Annotated in this window: 13 protein-coding genes; 3 read left to right on the forward strand and 10 right to left on the reverse strand. The window is 46.7% G+C overall.

What is annotated here, in order from left to right; translation table 11 throughout:
- Positions 1 to 18: 18 nt before the first annotated feature.
- The 5 genes from AC58VC_RS21170 to AC58VC_RS21190 all read right to left on the reverse strand — a co-directional run bounded on the left by AC58VC_RS21170 (position 19) and on the right by AC58VC_RS21190 (position 5,477).
- Positions 19 to 990 (reverse strand): Gfo/Idh/MocA family protein, encoded by a 972-nt coding sequence (locus AC58VC_RS21170; RefSeq protein ID WP_497371001.1) that lies wholly within the window; start codon positions 988 to 990, stop codon positions 19 to 21.
- A 276-nt stretch (positions 991 to 1,266) separates the two neighbouring features.
- Positions 1,267 to 2,343, reverse strand: a complete 1,077-nt coding sequence (locus tag AC58VC_RS21175; protein ID WP_497371003.1) for a Gfo/Idh/MocA family protein — start codon at positions 2,341 to 2,343, stop codon at positions 1,267 to 1,269.
- A 36-nt stretch (positions 2,344 to 2,379) separates the two neighbouring features.
- Positions 2,380 to 3,201 carry a carbohydrate ABC transporter permease gene (locus AC58VC_RS21180; RefSeq protein WP_497371005.1) on the reverse strand — a complete coding sequence of 274 codons (822 nt, stop codon included), beginning with the start codon at positions 3,199 to 3,201 and terminating at the stop codon, positions 2,380 to 2,382.
- Complete coding sequence (locus tag AC58VC_RS21185; RefSeq protein ID WP_497371007.1) at positions 3,198 to 4,073, reverse strand: carbohydrate ABC transporter permease; 876 nt, start codon at positions 4,071 to 4,073, stop codon at positions 3,198 to 3,200. The genes AC58VC_RS21180 and AC58VC_RS21185 overlap by 4 nt, the downstream gene beginning before the upstream one ends.
- Before the next feature lie 39 nt (positions 4,074 to 4,112).
- The gene (locus AC58VC_RS21190) at positions 4,113 to 5,477 is read right to left on the reverse strand and encodes an ABC transporter substrate-binding protein (protein ID WP_497371009.1); all 1,365 of its coding nucleotides are present in this window, start codon (positions 5,475 to 5,477) and stop codon (positions 4,113 to 4,115) included.
- A 217-nt stretch (positions 5,478 to 5,694) separates the two neighbouring features.
- Between AC58VC_RS21190 and AC58VC_RS21195 the strand changes: the two genes are divergently transcribed.
- Positions 5,695 to 7,584 carry a sensor histidine kinase gene (locus AC58VC_RS21195; protein WP_497371011.1) on the forward strand — a complete coding sequence of 630 codons (1,890 nt, stop codon included), beginning with the start codon at positions 5,695 to 5,697 and terminating at the stop codon, positions 7,582 to 7,584.
- Positions 7,556 to 8,323 carry a response regulator transcription factor gene (locus AC58VC_RS21200; RefSeq protein ID WP_497371013.1) on the forward strand — a complete coding sequence of 256 codons (768 nt, stop codon included), beginning with the start codon at positions 7,556 to 7,558 and terminating at the stop codon, positions 8,321 to 8,323. The genes AC58VC_RS21195 and AC58VC_RS21200 overlap by 29 nt, the downstream gene beginning before the upstream one ends.
- A 58-nt stretch (positions 8,324 to 8,381) precedes the next feature.
- Here the strand turns inward: AC58VC_RS21200 and AC58VC_RS21205 are convergent, their stop codons facing one another.
- Complete coding sequence (locus tag AC58VC_RS21205) at positions 8,382 to 9,671, reverse strand: hypothetical protein (protein ID WP_497371015.1); 1,290 nt, start codon at positions 9,669 to 9,671, stop codon at positions 8,382 to 8,384.
- A 133-nt stretch (positions 9,672 to 9,804) separates the two neighbouring features.
- Between AC58VC_RS21205 and AC58VC_RS21210 the strand changes: the two genes are divergently transcribed.
- Positions 9,805 to 10,605 (forward strand): AraC family transcriptional regulator, encoded by an 801-nt coding sequence (locus AC58VC_RS21210; RefSeq protein WP_497371017.1) that lies wholly within the window; start codon positions 9,805 to 9,807, stop codon positions 10,603 to 10,605.
- Positions 10,606 to 10,613: 8 nt separating this feature from the next.
- Here the strand turns inward: AC58VC_RS21210 and AC58VC_RS21215 are convergent, their stop codons facing one another.
- From AC58VC_RS21215 to AC58VC_RS21230, 4 genes are read right to left on the reverse strand one after another with little or no spacing between them, the layout of a single operon-like run.
- Positions 10,614 to 11,525: a nucleoside hydrolase gene (locus tag AC58VC_RS21215; protein WP_497371019.1), complete on the reverse strand. Its 912-nt coding sequence runs from the start codon at positions 11,523 to 11,525 to the stop codon at positions 10,614 to 10,616.
- A 21-nt stretch (positions 11,526 to 11,546) separates the two neighbouring features.
- The gene (locus AC58VC_RS21220; protein ID WP_497371021.1) at positions 11,547 to 13,202 is read right to left on the reverse strand and encodes a hypothetical protein; all 1,656 of its coding nucleotides are present in this window, start codon (positions 13,200 to 13,202) and stop codon (positions 11,547 to 11,549) included.
- A 2-nt stretch (positions 13,203 to 13,204) separates the two neighbouring features.
- Positions 13,205 to 15,961 carry a hypothetical protein gene (locus AC58VC_RS21225; protein ID WP_497371023.1) on the reverse strand — a complete coding sequence of 919 codons (2,757 nt, stop codon included), beginning with the start codon at positions 15,959 to 15,961 and terminating at the stop codon, positions 13,205 to 13,207.
- A gap of 16 nt (positions 15,962 to 15,977) precedes the next feature.
- Positions 15,978 to 18,245, reverse strand: coding sequence for a glycosyl hydrolase family 95 catalytic domain-containing protein (locus AC58VC_RS21230; protein WP_497371025.1), 2,268 nt, complete (start codon positions 18,243 to 18,245; stop codon positions 15,978 to 15,980).
- Positions 18,246 to 18,260: the final 15 nt, after the last annotated feature.

Below are 18,260 nucleotides of genomic sequence, written 5' to 3' on the forward strand. Positions count from 1 at the left end.
CTCCTCGCTTCTTCGCTTTTACTTTACTACCTGCTCGTTTCCGGTCTCACTTGATGCATATACACTCTCGATGACAGAGACGACAGTTTTGGAATACGCACCAGAGCAATCCAGCATGCTATTGTTTGTTATCGCATCCATAAGATCCAACAATTGCTTGACCAATGGCTGCTCAGTTGGCTTCAGCGGTACTGGCTCATAAGTTCCGTTAAGGCTTATCGACAAGCCCCTACCTGTCTCCAGCTTGAGCATCCCCTTTGTAAAAATTAACTCCGTTTCATTACGGGAAACTCCTGGATAGCCAGATTGCATAATCATGGCCGGAACACCTGAGGAGGTTTCCACAAATATAGCTCCACTGCCTTCAACATCACCCCGTTCTCCTTGGAAGCTTACAGATGCCTTCACCTTGGTAATCCTGCTTTGTGTCATCCATTGAATTTTATCAATCGAATGAGCTCCCAGATTCGTCATGATGCCTCCTCCTGCTTTACTCTTCTCGAAGAACCACCCAGGCCGATCTGCTCTATAATAGTTTACGTGCCGCGTATCATGAATCATGACAAGCTTTCCTAGCTCACCACTCTCAATAATCCGTCTAGCCTCCATATTTTCTGCAAAATAGTGTTGGGTATGACCAACCATCAGCTTGACTTCATAACGCTCAGCAGCAGCAATTATCTCATCACATTCCGCTGTATTTATGGCCATCGGCTTTTCAAGTAAAATATGCGATCCATGTTCGGCACAGCGAATAGAAACTTCCTTGTGCAAGAAATGCGGCAGCGCAATGACTGTAATATCTGGTTTTTCTTTCTGCAGCATTTCTTGGTAATCTCTATAAGCCCTAATTCCATATTTCATAGCCGTCTCCATGGCAAGAGATTCATTAATCTCAGCAACTGCGACTGGTTCTAATCCGTCAATATGCCTAGCTGCCTCTAAATGTTGTGCACCTATAGCCCCTGCGCCCATTACTGCTAGCTTCATACCTGTTGTCCCTCCTCCTTGTGCTGTCTGTTCATGCAGCTCACGTTAATCTTAATATTAGTAGCATTTTTAATGAAAATAAATCAGCAGTACTACGAATTTTGCACATAATTACGAATCATTCGAATATTAGTGAATCTTCCGAAAAAGCGACTAATTGATTTAAACGATGACCGTATCCCCAGTCATGTTCGTATCCCTTGGGTATGTGGCGCACCAAAAATAGACCCACAGCTGCGGGCTGAGGGTCTACGCTTTATATATGCTATTCGGCGTTCACGATTCCAAGCCAAACTCTTTCAAAACATCGTTCGCTTTCACAGAGGTACCGCTTTCCATGCTTCTTTCCATTGCCGTCAATATAGATAAGGTGTGAATGCCCTCCATCAGATCCGGCTTCGGCGTTTCGCCATTATCCAGACATTCTGCAAAATATTCAATGTAGTTTTGATACTCACCTGCATGATGACTCGTTCCCTCGAAGCGGAAATAGTACGGGAACTTTTTTTCGAACGAATGGGTCACAGGCTGCTCTGGCGGAAAATGAGTATGATACAACAGATTGGAGTAGACCGCTCTACTCGTCCCTTTCGTTCCCCTAAGTGTACAGCTAATGCCCGGATCCATATGCTGCAGCGTAGGCTTAGTGTAGGAACCGGCCACTTGAGCAATACGCCCTTCCTTATCTTTCATCACAAATCTCATTGTATCTGGTGCCGTCAACCCATATTCCTTATTATTTCTACTGGAATGTCCGTAACCGAACACTTCTTCGATCTCAGGCAAATACCATTTGGCCAGATCAACAGCATGTATCATAAAATTATATAACCAACTGAAGCCCCGCTGCCTGCTCCAATCTTTCTGCAAAAACCAGCGGGAATCCGCGATGTAGAAGGTTTCGACCGTATCCACTTCGCCATGGCGGCCGGCTAAGAAATCCTCGCGTTGGTGGAGCATCGGCTCGAAAAATCGGGAGCTCTGTCCCACGAATACGTGTTTGCCTGAAGCTTTCCACACCCGAAGCAGCCCGCTAGCTTCTTCCAAAGAATGAAGCATTGGTTTGGTTACAATGACATGTTTGCCTGCTTCCAATGCCATTTGGATATGCCGACCGTGAAGCTGATCCGGTGTATAGATGGCAATGACATCAATCTCCGGATCACCCAGCATCTCCTCGTAGCTCAGGGTATATCGCTGAAACCCGAATTCATCCCTGCGCAGCTTGCACATCTCTTCATTAATATCGCAAACATTAACCAGATCCCAACGCTCACTTTGCAGCGCTGCCGAGATAATACTGCGTCCTTCCCCAAGTCCGATAACACCTAGTTTGTATGTGCGCTTATTCATGATGTTCGCAACTCCTTTTTATCAAAATTCAGCTTGCTAGCCTTTGACCGATCCAGATGTCATCCCAGAAATGATATATTTCTGGCCGATCAGGTAAATGACAATGACGGGCAGCGTTGTAAGCACAATATCCGCCGAAACTAAATTCCAATTTACTTGGAAACGTCCATAGAAATTATAAACGGCTAACGTCATCGGCCACTTGGTCGATGAATTCAAATAATATAAGGGAAGCACGAAATCGCTCCAAGCGCCCATAAAATTCAAAATAGCGACTGTTACGATAACTGGCGTTAAAAGTGGAAGAACAATCGCGTAAAACAGCTTGAATGGCGGACATCCGTCCACGATTCCTGCCTCATCTAACTCTTTAGGTACAGAGCCAATGAAACCGTAGATGAGAAATACGCTGAACGGGATCGAGCCGACAGCTAGTAAAATGATAATGCCAAGCTGCGTATTAATGAGATGCGTCATTTGCATGACTTTGGTCAATGTGACAAAGTTAACGGGCATCGCGATACCCATGATCACGAACAAATAAAGAAAACGATTCATTCGCGTACGGTTTCTAGCAAACACATAAGCTGCAATTGAAGCGAGTGCAATACCTAGCACAGTTGAGAGACTAGCGTATAACAAGCTATTAAAAAACGATTGTATGAGTTTACCTTGCTCGATAACGACAGCATAATTGCTCCATGCCAAGCTTTTCGGGAGTGCCATACTCATGGTGTTCGCTTCCAGTTGCGTTTTAAGCGAATTGATGACGATTAGCAGCAGAGGAATGAACATAAGTAGACTGAGTACCCAAGCGAAACCGTTTCGTAGCAGTGAGATAAGTGGGTTCATTCTCATACGCTATGCTCCTCCTCTTTGGCCATCAACCGAATCACGAAGTAACCGACAATGGTCATAAACAAGAACAGAACGGTTGACAAGGCTGTTCCAACACCGTACCGACCTTGTGAAAACTCCTTGAAAATCGTCGTATACAGCACATCGGTCGCGTAGCCGGGACCACCATTAGTCAACACATACACAACCTCAAATACTTTGAGACCATGCAGTAAATTGAGCACTGTGGTAACGACGAGAGCAGGCATCAGAAGAGGCACCGTCACATATTTGAATTTTTGCCAACTATTCGCACCGTCGATCTGCGCTGCTTCATAGTAGGTTTTCGAGATGGACTGCAAGCCGGCGAGCAGGATGATCATGATGTAGCCTACACCCTTCCATGTATCGACAGCGATAATGGATTTAAACGCCCAATTCACATCGACGAGCCATTTTTGTGTTAGAACATCTAACCCGATGGCTCGCAGTGATTCATTCAGGAGGCCAGTAGCAGGATTGAGCACGGATTTGAAAATAAGTCCGACAACGAGCATGGGGACGATCGCAGGCATGAAAATCATCACTCGGTGAAAACCTTTCATCCGAATGCCCTCATTAAGAGCAATGGCAAATAGTAGACCGAGGAGAGTCTTCAGAATCACCGTTGATAGCGTAAAATTAAGTGTATTAATAATAAATTTCATATATTTCTCATCAGCTGAGAATAGCGAACTGAAATTATCGAAACCGATCAGCTGAATCTCGCTAGAGTACATATTCCAATCCGTGAATGAGTAGTAGAAGCCCATCAAGCCCGGGACGATAAAAAAAACCAAGTATAGCCCGAGTGTAGCCCAACTGAAATAGGAAGGATAGATCTTATTGTTCATAGCGGTAAGCTCCCCACTCCGAATAGAATTCTAATCTCTTTATTTGGCCCAAGCTGGATCTTTGGCTACCCCAGCCATGTCTGCTCTTCGTTTATCAATGCTTTTCAACACATCCATTGGCTCCATTGACTTACTGAACATCGCAACCAAATCTTTCCCCATATCCATCCATTGGGGATTAACATAATTGACATAATCCTGGAGGTCAGTTCCTCTCTTTGGATAGGCGGTAAATAGCTTCTTCTGCTCATCGGTGTACTTATCCTTAAGTCCAGAGAAGTTCAGATTGGATACTGTCTTGTCGTTGTCGACCATATATTGCAGATTTTCAGGTTTGGCCAGAAAGGCTAGATACTGCTTCGCCTCTTCAATATGTTTCGAACCGGAATAAACGAACTTACTCGGACCGCCTGGATTGATGTAATAGAATTGGTTATCCGCAAGCGGGATTGGGAAGAATCCGAAGTCCTCGGCTTTCAGCTCGGGATTAATTTTAGTGACGTCACTTGGTGTGCTTTGCGTAGACAGGGACATGGCATATGTACCGCTAGCTAACTTGTTAGCTGTATCGGCTCCAGTGTCAGAGAACGTGTTGTCGCCAAAAAATCCAAGATCGTACATTTCCTTCATTTGAGTCAAAGAAGCTTTCATGGTTGGATCATCAACAAATTTCTTTTTGTTTGCATTTAAATCGTTGTAAAGATTAGGCGTAGCTTCGTCGTAACGCGGTCCTGGTTCTGCGAACCAAAGCACATGGTGCCAACCGTCTGCGATTGGTTCATAGATCGGCGTTATACCTGCCTGCTTAATTTTCATAGAGGCTTGCTTCAGTTCTTCATAGGTCTTGGGCACGCTGATACCGAGTTTTTCATATATTTTCTTGTTGTATACAATGACAAAGCTGTTGCCGGTATCCCAAATCGTAAGCGCATACACTTTACCGTTTAGGGAAAGCTGCTCTAGTGTTAGCTTATCCTCCCGCTTGGTCCATTCCTGATCGCTCAGGTCGACGGCATTCTTCTCTACGTTGTAATTTAAACTGATCTCACTTTTGCCGCTTTGTCCACCGAATATATCGGGACCTTCCTTGGCATTAAGTTTTGTTTTAAGCACATTGAAATATTGGTCAGCTGGAATGATTTGATAATCGATGCGTATGCCGGTCTCACTCTCAAACTTCTTAGCCAGCTGCATTTCCGTATCCTTGATCCAACCTTGGCTGGCAATATACGTTAGCGTCACGTCTTTCTTAGCGGGAGTTTTGCTCTCAGTTGCAGGTGTATCGCTCTTGACTGCCGGCGCTGCAGCGCTACTAGTTGCACTAGGTCCGGATCCACTACTGCACCCTCCAACCAATGCAACGGTAAAAATTGATACGGCCAACGTCCATAACGGCTTTTTCACAACACCACTCCCCTTGGTTTCTGACCCTCATAAATCCGCTTACATTTCGGATATGCCCTCATTATAGATGCCTAGCACGCTATCTAACATGGAGAAATCCGACTCCTTTTATGCACAAATTTGACCTGCATACGCTTTCAAGAAAAGCTTTGACAAATTGATCGGCCAGATGGAAAATGAAAGCATCAAAGCTACACCGACCGCTTGGAGGCAGGTTATGTGGACTAAAAACCGCAACATACGATCGATTCTATTCTCCACCTACTCGTTAATCATCGTGATCGTGTTCACCGTACTGGTTGCTTGGTTCTACCTATGGGCCTCTGATCTCTTGCGGAAGAACGCCACAGATTCATTGGAGAGCATGGGACAGTCCATGCAAGATAACATTGATTCTGAGTTTCATAAATTAAACGATGTTTCGCTGAATGTCATGTACTCCAACCTGGTGAAAAATCACTTTCAACGTTATCTTTCCCTCTCAACCGACTCGCGATCGCATCCAACTGTGAACGTCAATGCGACTGGCGCTGAGAATTCGGTGCAAAACGCCAAAGAGTTAACAGACATCCTCACGGCAGCAATCGGACCGTCGCGTCCTGTTGAACAGCTGTATTTGTATGATTTCAAAAGCAAAGTATATGGCAACGGCTTTGATAATGGTGAACGAACGTATCTCCCCCAAGATAAGCCATGGTTTGATGCTGTGCTAAATAATGCAGCTGGGAAATACATAGCCCTTCCCGTTCCAGATGAGGAAATGTCGCGTTTCATCTCCTCTAGCGAGAAGCAGTTTTCGATTTCATTGTTCCGTCTTTTCTACGATAACTACAATACTCCTATGGGGATTATCGAAGTTAAGCAGTACTTCAATCGCATCTTCAAAAGTGCCATAGATTTTACTGAGCGCAATCCCTACCAAGCCAAAGTTCTCGTCTACAATAATGCCAACGAAATCATCTATCCAACGAAGGCAGATAAAGAGCGATATTTGCCCTATATGACGTATAGAGGGGCGGATGGAACTGCTGGAGACCAATCGTTTTACAATCAGGATACTGGGGAAAAAGCATTGCTATCGCTGCATTATTCCGAGTTTACTGGGCTCAGTACCGTCATTATCGTATCTGAAAGCAAATTGCTCTCGCCCCTTTTCACATTTGCGAAGCGAACGGTGCTTATAGCCCTGATAATTCTGCTGCTTGCTATTTTACTTTCGTTCCTCGCGGCCAAACGCATTACGATGCCGATTCAAAAGATTCATCGTTCCGTGCGAGCCATGCGGCTGGAAGATTTAGGCACTGAACGTGTTGCTACGCCTCAGCTGAATAGCGGACTAAACGAACTAGACCAGCTGTATTGGTCGTTCGTGAAGATGAGCTCTCGGCTGAAGCAATCCATGGAGGATTTGCTAATGTCGCAACACCAAGAGCTTCAAGCTAAACTGATTGCCCTCCAAACGCAAATGAATCCGCATTTTCTGTATAATACACTCACAACAATCCAAGTGATGGCGCAAGAAAATATGAACACTGAAATCGTCGCCATGACAGAAAATATGTCCGACTTTCTCCGCTATTTCTCAGCAGACGGTTCTCTGGTTGCTCTCAAGGAGGAAGTTCTGCATACCCGAAAATATTTGGAAATCAACCAAATCCGCTTCGGACGCAAGCTGCATTTCGAATTTGACATCGATGAACAACTCACAGAACTACGAATACCAAAGCTTATCATCCAGCCATTAGTGGAAAACGCACTCAAATTTGCTACCAAACATCAGCCTCCATGGACGATCCGCGTAACAGGGACAATTTCAGCTAGTCATTGGCAAGTCGAGGTCGCTGATACCGGTGATGGATTTAGTGAAGAAAGTTTGGCGAATCTGGATCGGAAAATCAAGGAGATCGACAAGACGAACGTACTACCTTTACTCCAACTAAACGGTATGGGACTGCTAAATATTTATATCCGCATGAAGCTAATGTATGGTAATGAAACCATTTTCCGAATTGTAAACGGGCGAGGCGCAACTGTCATCATTGGCGGAACGCTTACGCAAGGAGGTATCAACGAACATCATGGTCATGGAGGAACGGCAGTTAGTTAAGATCATAGTCGTAGAAGATGAAGATTTGATCCGAAATAATCTTGTTAAGAGAATCGAGAACCTCTCCGATACAGTAAAAGTCATAGGGTCAGCGCAAGATGGCAAGGAAGCGCTTGAACTTGTGCACCAAGACCAACCTGATCTCATCGTGACAGATATTCGCATGCCTGTTATGGATGGGCTAGAGCTTATCAAGTCACTAGACAGTTACTTTCCTCGCATCCGCAAAATCATCGCTAGCGGCTTTGCCGATTTCTCCTATGCCAAGGAAGCTATGCAGTACAATGTGAAAGACTACCTGCTCAAACCTGTTTCAACGGAAGAGCTGCATCGCGTTCTCTCGCGAATTATTACGCTTATTGAGAATGAGCGGGCTCAGTTTGAGGATCATTTAAGGGGCTTGAACCCGCATACAGCACAGAATCCAGAGGATATCGTTCAACTTGTGCGTGAATTTATGCGCGATAACTTTACAAAAGAATTGAGCCTTGAGCAAATTGCCCGGCATTTTAACTTCACAGCTTCTTATCTAAGCAAAATTTTTATCAAATATACCTCAGAACCTCCCTCCCGCTACCTGATGACACTACGCATGAATGAGGCCAAATACTTGTTGACACATTACCGCAATTTAACGATCAAAGAAGTTGGCGAACGTGTCGGCTACCTCGATCAGTTTTACTTCAGCCGCATATTTAAGCAGATGACAGGCTTCACTCCCAAGGAATATCAAAGATAAAGGCTGCCGATCTAATCCGTAAGGGAAACCCTTTCCGAAGTCTATCAGCAGCCTATATTTAATAATTGCCAGCAAAGCGGCTTGGCGGCGGCACATTCCCTTCCTTGTCGAAGCTGTCCATGTACACAGCACGCTTAGCCACGGTAGCCTCCGCAGCATCCAAAGCTTTCACATTGTCGCCATGAAACAGTTCGTCAATAATCCATTTCTGACCGAATCCCGCATGAACGACCTCATCAGCCCAATCGAAATCCTGGAACGTTGTCATTAAAGGGTCTTGGACGACATCCCGGCAGAATTCCCATTCCTCTCTTTTACCTGGCGGATATTTCATCGCAGCTTTCTCAATGGCAATCGTTAAATGGGTATAGGCTTCATCGTCATTAAACAATTGACTTGTCATATCATACCAGCCGGTCCAGTTCGGAATGGCATGGACATCATAGCCCTTGCTCCGCAGCGCCGCTTCTCCGAACCAGCAGTGCCTGACCTCATCCCATAGATGTCTCGCGGTATCGTGGTAAAAGGACCACGGCTTCCCTTCCGTAGAGAAGTGTACATAAGCAACTCCTTCGGCTGGCGACATCTCGAAGTATCGGGAAAGCATCATTTGAAGAAAACGTCCTTCCTCATTGTCTTCGAATGTCATTCCCTTCATTTTGACGACTGACGTCTGGAACCGGTCATCTCTGGTGCTCTTGAAAGGAAGCTGAAAGGGTTCGGTGCTCACCATTAAACTCGGATCCACCGTTACTTTATCCTCACATCCGTCAATACCTCCAGCTGCATGCAGCAGCGCTTGGATATACTGCTTCCAGCGCTGTGCGTTCACTTTCTCCTCCCTACTAGCGGATTCCATAAAGTGAGCAATCGCCTGCTCGCCCCACACCATTTGCCCTTTGCGATCCATGAGCTGATGCTGCAAAAGATGTATCGTCGGTTCATCAACGAGCGGCTGAGCTTCAGATAGATACCTATTGACAGCCTCGATCATCGCGGGTTTCAGCACCTCAAACAAAGCAACCAACAGGTTCAGCGTATTGGACGATTCCAATATTTTAGTCATCAGCCTATCTAAAGCATCATCTGGGCACTTCTCAAATGCTCTTACGCCCATCCGGAGCTGCTTGCAGCGGTTGCGGAACTGGTTATAGAATTCGGCATCTTGCCATGTGAAACGAGCTAATGCTCCCTTCACCTCATATTCAGGCCGTGCCGTCATGTGGCCCGCTTCCAGTCTCATGCAGCGCCGATCTGCATAGGCAATGCGTTGAAGACGCTTAGCCGATTCCTCGACGGACAAACCTACTCGATCCCAATGTTCGATCCCCATAAAAGGATGCAGCATATTGAAACATCTCCTTCAAATATTTGTACTATACCTATCGTGAATAACTTCATATTACGGAGAAATCGTTGTAAAATGAATTCACTACAGGACGAAATGTTTGTACTTTTCTACATAAAGGAGACACATGAGCGTGGAATTTATCACTCAAGTAGGCTTAAATGGCAACTTCGGCAAAGTCACCTGCGAGCGGACATGGAAATGGGATACCCGGCAGCAGCCACTGGCAGATTTCGATCTCTGGTATGCATGGAACGGTACAGGCACGATGCTTCGAAACAAGATCACTTATCCGATTGGAGGTGGAACATGTTTCGTATTTCTGCCGGGAGACACGACGGCTGCAACTCATGATCCGCAGCAGCCACTAACGGTCACCTATATTCACTTTTCTTTGGCTGACCATAAACAATTACTGTCGTCTATGTCATCCGGTTATCACACCGTGAAGGATCGACTCGTCTTCGAAACGTATCTGAATCGTTATGTCGAAACGATGTTGGAGAACACGAAAGATTCCGCTGTAGAGGGAAAAATGTTGTTGGCATTGATGCTGATGCAGTTAAAACGCGAGGAAGAGCAGCCGGCTTTACATCCTGCCAATCATTTAACTTCGCTCATACGAATGTTAGCTCACCGTATTCGTCAGACACCGGGCATTCCTCATTCCCTTGAATCTTTGGCGGAGAATGCTAACTTATCCCCCCGTTATTTCTCACTCAAATTCAAGGAAATTATGGGAATTCCCTTAGAACGATACATTATCCAGACTCGCATTGAACGGGCTGAACAACTGCTGCGCTATAACGGGATGAATGCCTCAGAAGTCGCGGAAGCTTTGGGTTATAAAGATTTGTCTTTTTTCAGTAGACAGTTCAAAAAAGTAAGAGGAAAAAACCCTTCCGAAATTAGGAAAGAAGGGTTTCGTCGTTAGATGGAGCATTATTTCCTATAAGCATCGTACAAAGCGATTTTGGCGAACATATCCTCTAGCGTAAATCGGGCATCCACCTCGTTGTACCAACGAATGAAGCGCTCCTTCTGATAATGGACATAACGCATGTCCTGTGTAATACGTGGTGCAGGCTTCATTTCGTAGGCATACTCGTGACTATCCAAAAGCAAACTGACCGCCGGTGAGTCCCCTAGGGACCACATTTCTCCTTTCGGGAAACGCGGATTTCCTGCGGCAGCGTGGTTGAAATCGACCATTTGTTGAAACAAATAGTTGCCTATTGGCCCATAAGGCCGAACCTTAAGCGCCAATTCCGCCAAGCTGACGCGAATCGTCGAATACACATTGCGGGGTACAACCCAAAGTGGTACAGAGGAAGCCATAACGACGTTGGCAGCATTGATGTCATTACTTAAGTTAAATTCCCTCTCTCCTTCCGGCCATTGGCCGCCTCCGATCCAAATGGCCGTCAACCGATCGGCGATTCGCGGTTCGATCAATAAAGCGCTCGCCAAATCCGTAATAGCTCCTAGCGAGATCACATAAAGCGGCATCGCATCTTCTTTCATCGCCTCACGGATGATGAACTCAGCCCCTTCGGAAAGGGCCGGTGTCCTTTCATCTGTCATTGCCCGCTGTGCCCCCCGATAGAGAGGAATAACCCCCTTCATATCCATCAAAGATAGGATTTTCTCACATTCTTCATAACTATCTTCCATTGAGGTTTGCGTTCGTTCTGTCCCAAAGTGAGCTGCAATGATGCCTTTGTTAGCAAATCGCGGAGTCAGAAGCGCATGAACAATTGCAAATTGATCATCCGCTTCGTTCTTGGCATCCGTATTAATAATCAAGCGAATTCGTTTGCTTTCCGGTACCTCGTAGGGTAAAAATGGGGTCATTGTAACCTCTCCTTTTAACTGCTAAGTTCTGTTGTTGATTTCAAAATCTAAGGTGAATCCACCAGAGTCTTTCTTATACATTCTAAGCTCTGTACGACCAAATTTCTGAACCCAGCACTCCTTGCTCCCAAGGAAAGGCGTCGCAGTCTCATATGCATTCTCATTCAAGAAGCTATTCACAGGAAGCCATATACCACCATTCCCATAAGTGCAGGAATCACGCCATTTGTCGGCTAGCAGCCACTCTCCTATAATTACGGTCGCGCCGCCTTCTGCTTTTGTACGGACGGCTTGGAGAGTTTCTTCCGTCACTCGTGATCCTGCCACTAGGATTAGTTTCGGGTCGCCAATCTGCTCAGCTCGCACGGTATCATCAAATACGAGAACGTTATTAACCGGATAAAATAAGGGATGTATAGTTTCCGTAGCTATAAAGTCTGCGCCTTGCTTTAGCGGAAACTGCTCAAATGGAACCCTTAGCTTTAGCTCATGACGCGGGAAATGATAGCCAGGAATGTGCATGCAGCTGCCATGGGATGGCATCGAGCCATGACTAAGCAGATGCCACGCTTCAAATATGCTTGTTGCTGCCTCAGGACTCTTCTCGCTGCGGTTTCCATACAAACGGGCGTTCTGTCCGTAATTGCTGTCATCAGAATGGATGAAGACGATGTCCGGAGCAGCATCGGAATGCCGCCATGAAAGCGGATGTTTCGGGACGAAATCCTTCACGAATCTCTCCCAAATCTCGCCAAATTCGGTCTTACTGAACTGGCTGCCATTATAAGCAAGCAAGGCATCCACATTTTCCGTGAACAGGTGTGTAGGGGCCATGTAGTAACCCATTTTCAGAGAGGATTCGTATTCTTCAGGGGAATGTCCCGGAAAACCGGATGTCCGGGTAAACCAGGTTCCGATATCAGGTCCCCATAAGTCGGCACAAATCCACATGGAACGTCCATACTGCTTCGCAGCCCCAAGTGCCGTCGATAGCTGCAGGGATTGGAACGATTCCTTCATAATTTTAGGACAAAGCGTCATCCCTGCTCTTGCCATTGTATGAAACATGACGGGGAAAACATGCTCCGAGATCAATGGCACGGAATCCCCGTCAAACCCGTTAACTTTCAGCAAGTCACGCACATGGTTCACTTGATCGGAAACAGCAGTAATGACCCGCTGCTCCGATTGAGACAAGCTCAGACCCTCTGTTTCCCCCCAATGAGGGAACCATCCATCCTTTCTATACTGCCCGGCATTGATTTGCAGGTGCTCTGGCTCGTCATATACTAGACCAATTAATTTCCCGCTGCTTGCCGCTGTGATTATCGCCTCATCCGGGACATCATAGCGATTCGTTCCTTGGACGAACGGGCCATTAATGTTGCCATATTCATTTCCCAGACATACTTCGATCCCAGATCGGACCATGTCGTTTAGCATTTCCGCTTGTCCGGACAAATCTGGGAACATATGATGCACATAAAACTCTGTGCCTAGCTCCTTCAGGATAGCCGTATACGATTCCGAGTCTGGCAAGGGGTCTTGAGATGGCGTTACCATCCCTGTTCCTGTTCGCATTAATCGATCGGACGCTTCTTTTGCCCACGGATCCTGCCAAGCGAGCACAGGTCCTTGGAGTCCTAATTTAGGTCGGTGGCCCTCGTTTTCACTCATTTTTAAACACCCCCTGTAGGTTGGACTGTCCTTTCAGACTGCGTATTCTCTGCGCTATAAAGCCAATCCATCGTATCTGGACTCACGCCTTCGTGAGACACATCCCGTGCCACGGGTCTTTGTTCACCAGAAATGATGCCTACAACCAGGTAAGCTCCTTTGCCGAAAACCAGGGTATGCCGGCCAGCTTCATAGGTATAAGCATGAATATTTAAGCTTGGATAAAAATAGACCTTCATGCCGTTTTTCAATATCGGCACCAGTCCTCCGCGGTCATCTGCATGAGTATTCTCCTCCAGATTGGGTGCCTTCAGCCACTGGGAGTCCGGTGAATTGAAGTAACCAACTAAGATAAGAGACTTCTCGGACAACTCGATGTCAAGATTCACGCCTTCTTTCGATGCTTCCCGCTGACTGAAGCGAATACCTGTTAAACCTGCAAGCTCTTCGGCATAATTCTGAATAAATACATCGCCGTCATTGAAAATATACTGCTGCTTCTCGATCGTATACGTCTCAGCATTCTTGGAATGCAGGATGAATGGCGCAGCTTTATAAGGCTCAATTTTACCACCCGCATCCCTTAACGCTGCTGGTAAATGGCCTTCTTTGAGGCGCTGTACCTGGTTAGTCAAATTCTCAAACTCTTGCTCATAAAGCGGCAAGCAATCCCTCCAATGGCCATAAGTTTCTCCGTTCGGGAAAGGCACCTTACGCTGAGGCGTTTGCATGCTGTTCGCGTATAAGTACGTTTTATCCGTCAAAGCCGTAAGTTCTCGGTAATTCCTCAGGCTCTCCTCCGCATGTGTCTGTGCGCTTTCCAGCAAGTCGGTCCTTTCCAAATAACGTCCTCCGACCGTATGCTTGTAAGTTAAAATGTTGATTGCAGCCCTAACTTTATAGGTGTAGGAGTAAGTCATAAGCCGAATCGCTTCGACATCATTTGCAATCCGGTCGAACTCTTCCTTATCTCTGCTCACTGATCTGCCCGCATTCCGAATCGCTTGAACCGCCTTTTCCGTGTCACGCTCGACTTCCGCGATAATGTCCGCTGGCGTCTCTCCCACATGTGGTTTACCTTGAATTTCCTTTAAGACGTAATCCTCCAGTCGCTCTCCTTGAGGAGCTTGGCATTCCCACAACTCTTTCCAAGGCATATAACGATCAGGGTTGGTCAGTTGACTGAGTGTCATACCTAGACTCATCGTCTGCCGATTTCCCTCGGTAATACCGAAACGGCGAAGAATTTTGGGCGCACATTCCCCCGATTCTTCGTACGCCGTAAGGATCAACTCACCAGCTTCCCTACTTCCGTAACGCTTCGCAAGAAGATCAACCCAATAACGTCTCTCCTGTTTCGGATCTCTATCTGGATTCCAAGCATATCGAAACCAAGAGGCAAACCAAATCCAATCACGATCGAATTGTCGCAACCGCGGTGTCGCTTGATCCGGCGAGTACGGCCAATCCCAGAAGAACAACGGGTACAAATGAAGACCGTTCGCGCCGAGCCTATAGGTAGCGGCCTGCATACTCTTTTGAATGAAAGAGGGACTGCCCCAACGGAACGGCTCCAAATTGGCCAAAATATGCACATTGATTATATGAATCGTCTCTAGCGAACTCAGATGGTTATGAATGTTCTGCCAGCGCCCCCTTGGTGTAAATGTAGTCAGGGACTCTCCGTTGAATTTAGCTTCTGTATAGAGGTTCGGATAATGCGGGAGTGCAGCAGCCATAACGCTTTCCGCATTAATGGCGTGTGAACGGATGATGATCGGCGGCTTTTCTTTCAGCTGCAAATCCTTCAATCCATCATTAACGCCTTCGAGAATGGTTTCAGTCAACCATTCTGCTCCATAGAGTTGTCCCTGAAGCGCCTCTCCTAGGCAAACCATTAAGCCTACATTGGGGAATGTTCGGACAAATGCCGAAATACTCTTTTTGTAATAATCCCTAGTAAGTGGCGTCGGTTTTGGCTGATGCAGCTCCAGACCATGCTTCTGAGCAAACGGCAGCGGGATGTGAATGTTGTAAAAATTAAGAACGATCCAAATGCCGCGTTTATTTCCTTCCTCTGCCAGCCAATGGAAGGTTTCTACGTTCAGATGAAACTCGTCTTCGGTCACTTCAAGCGCTTCCGGGTAATCGTCAAGCTTAACGAAGGAGGAGAAAGGATGCCCCGTCCAGATGTAGATGACATTGCAGCGCTGCTCTAAGAGCATATCAAGGAAATCAAGCCAAAGCGCTTTATCATAAAACCAAGGGAATCTTGCAGGTGTAACCGGATATTCATAGGTGCGTCGTGGAGGCTCTACCTTTGTTTTCTGGAGACCAAGCGCTGGTCCACGCAATACAAATGACGGTGCATCGCCAAAGGCCAAACGATCGGGAAGCACCTGCTCTTCACGAACAATAGCTGCCAACTCCTGACATCCATACAGGGTTCCGGTATCGCTGCCGCCGGAGATGACGGTCAAGTTACCGGGAAGCGTAGCCAAGTAAAAGCCTTCTTCCTCAGGAGCCAGCGTATGATAACAGAGGACTTCCTGCTCTTCCAATGTACGGATAAACTCGGCCTCCTGACGGTTGCCGATGAATATTTTAGTTCCCTCTTTCTCTCGATAGTTCGTTATTAACCATGGATTAGATGCTTCAACACGATAACCTTGATCTTCTAGTGCCTTGGTGAGCAGTTGCGCACCATACCGAATTCTCGGTGCTGCATCATCTTGAATCGCTAGATAAATCGTCTTCATATCCATTCCTCCCTATTCATGCTTTCGTTACTGTTTCACTTACAGATGCGGATGCTGCTGCTGTGAAAACAACTGTTTCTCCAGCATTCAGCCGCATGGCAATCGAAGTCTCCTCTGATTCCAACCTGTCGCCTCCCCGAGCAATTAGCACTTTCCCAGAGAATGGGTTGACCAACCGCAGCCACTCGTCCCGCTCGGCATAGACGGTTACCTCACGAACTTGACCCTGCGATTTGACACCCGATAGTAAGAAAGCTCCTTCCGCACGTATGCCTGAAAATGTCGCCTCTTTAAACCGCTTGGAAAGACCCGTAAATATTCGTATTGTTCCTCTCACGCACTGCACATACATCTCAAGCACAGCAGCAGATGTCGCAATCGCTGCCTCCACTTGCATGACATCGGCGCCGACGAATTGCGTAAAACCGGCATACTTCCCATTATGTGCGGTTGCATAACCTGGCATCATGTAGATCTCTTTTAAAATATGAAGGGAGAAAAGTGCCATATCCGGTTTCCCAAGTCTGTTATGGAGTATGGAAGCCCATGGCAAAGACCAGCCTGCCCAGCGACCCATTCCTTTATCCACCCAAGAACGATAGGCATTTTCAAGGGCTTCTCGGGTATAAACATCCGTCATATCCAACGTGTCGAACGGATAAATACCGGCCAAGTGGGAATGATGGCGGTGACATTCCGTTAACGGCTGTCCCTCCCATAAATAGATTTCGTCGCCTGGCTTATTGCCGAATTCTTGATATTGCCGCGGACCTGCTGTGAACGCAGGTAATTTGCTCCGAATGTCGCGGATCATATCTATTTCATCATCCTTGATCCCGTAAGTTTCCGCAGTCTCGATCAACTTCTCGCAGAGGAAATGAACGTTAACTAAGAAAAAAGTGGAATTGCGGCCTAGCCCTTTAGCGGACGAACCGCCGAACTCGGGGGATACGGAAATAGGCAGCGAGTAAGTGTCGTCTTCCCATTCCATCATCGCCGCAAATACCCGGAGTGCCCCCTTCATAAAGGGATATACTTCCTCCAGTAGAAACGTTTGGTCGCCGGCATACCGTGCATATTGCCACATCATCTGGGCAACCCAAGAGGTATTTGCCTGATCGATCGTCCCTGTCCACATCCCTCCTACAGGAAGTCCGCGGTCATCGACAGAGTGACCCAGCATATACCCATTATCAATACCAACAAAACGTTTGGCATTATGGGCTAATAGAGGCTTCCACTGGTCGATCATTGTAAACAGCGGTTGCAGACACGGAAGCAGATTAGCTCCATACGCAGGCCATAAGCATTCCTGAACATTAATGTTGAAATGATAATCGCAGCTCCAAGGCGGGATACGGTATTCCTCCGCCCAAGGTCCCTGAAGTGTTGGTGCAATACGGCCAGGCATTGAATTGCCCAGCATCCGATAAATACCCATGTAATACATTCGCTCAATTTCTTCGTCTGGCAGTGAAATATCGGCCGTCTGCTCCCAGAGTTCCTTCCAACTTTGCTTTGTTTCCTCCGTAGACTTCTCATAGAACACTCCTCGAGTCACAGCCACATGCCTGGCAGCTGCTGCTTCGGCTTCGGAAGCCGTAGAGCCGAACTCAGCAGCAATACTCAGCACAGAATCACTCCATTCAGCGAATACGGCACAGGCTGGATCTGCTGGCAATTCCTGCACCCATCCGACCGCATTTGGCGTACGAAGCGGTATATGGGGATTAATTCCAAAATCATCATAATACGCCTTTACCTTTGGAAACTCATAGGATGGCCTCGGAATTATGTCATCTAGCAACTCACGATTTCCAGAAATCTGAAGGACGGGCCGATCGATTAAAATCGTCAGCTTCATAACGTGCTTCTCTTCGTTTATTCGGCAAACGATTGATGCTTCCGCGGTTTGTAGATGCAGCGAAGCCGATTCGATCATGACACCCGGCTTCAATTTCAGTTCGAATCTTCCCATCGGGAGTCGTGTCGGGCGCTTTTCTTTACCGTTCACCAATTGAACAGGGTACAACTGTCTAGCGCCTTCAAAGTCTCCTTGCGTCAGCAGTTCCTTGAGATTCGGATACGTGCAGGCATCGGTCTTTACGATACCTCCACGATGATCCCAATAATCGGCCCGATTGACGGTTATCATAATGGTTTGCTCTTGAAACCAGATTAAGGCACCGTACACCCCGTTTGAAATCGGGATTCCGTGATGGCAGAATTCTGTCTCCAACTCCCACGGGATGACGTAATTCGGCCTGATTGCTATTGCTTTCATGTAATCGTTCTCCCT

Source organism: Paenibacillus sp. J22R67, from assembly GCF_059692175.1.

Bases quoted from the DNA above. Each gene is read 5' to 3' on its own strand.
- AC58VC_RS21170 (WP_497371001.1), bottom strand. From the start codon at position 990: ATGAAGCTAGCAGTAATGGGCGCAGGGGCTATAGGTGCACAACATTTA.
- AC58VC_RS21175 (WP_497371003.1), bottom strand. From the start codon at position 2,343: ATGAATAAGCGCACATACAAACTAGGTGTTATCGGACTTGGGGAAGGA.
- AC58VC_RS21180 (WP_497371005.1), bottom strand. From the start codon at position 3,201: ATGAGAATGAACCCACTTATCTCACTGCTACGAAACGGTTTCGCTTGG.
- AC58VC_RS21185 (WP_497371007.1), bottom strand. From the start codon at position 4,073: ATGAACAATAAGATCTATCCTTCCTATTTCAGTTGGGCTACACTCGGG.
- AC58VC_RS21195 (WP_497371011.1), top strand. From the start codon at position 5,695: ATGTGGACTAAAAACCGCAACATACGATCGATTCTATTCTCCACCTAC.
- AC58VC_RS21200 (WP_497371013.1), top strand. From the start codon at position 7,556: ATGGTCATGGAGGAACGGCAGTTAGTTAAGATCATAGTCGTAGAAGAT.
- AC58VC_RS21205 (WP_497371015.1), bottom strand. From the start codon at position 9,671: ATGCTGCATCCTTTTATGGGGATCGAACATTGGGATCGAGTAGGTTTG.
- AC58VC_RS21215 (WP_497371019.1), bottom strand. From the start codon at position 11,525: ATGACCCCATTTTTACCCTACGAGGTACCGGAAAGCAAACGAATTCGC.
- AC58VC_RS21220 (WP_497371021.1), bottom strand. From the start codon at position 13,202: ATGAGTGAAAACGAGGGCCACCGACCTAAATTAGGACTCCAAGGACCT.
- AC58VC_RS21225 (WP_497371023.1), bottom strand. From the start codon at position 15,961: ATGAAGACGATTTATCTAGCGATTCAAGATGATGCAGCACCGAGAATT.
- AC58VC_RS21230 (WP_497371025.1), bottom strand. From the start codon at position 18,245: ATGAAAGCAATAGCAATCAGGCCGAATTACGTCATCCCGTGGGAGTTG.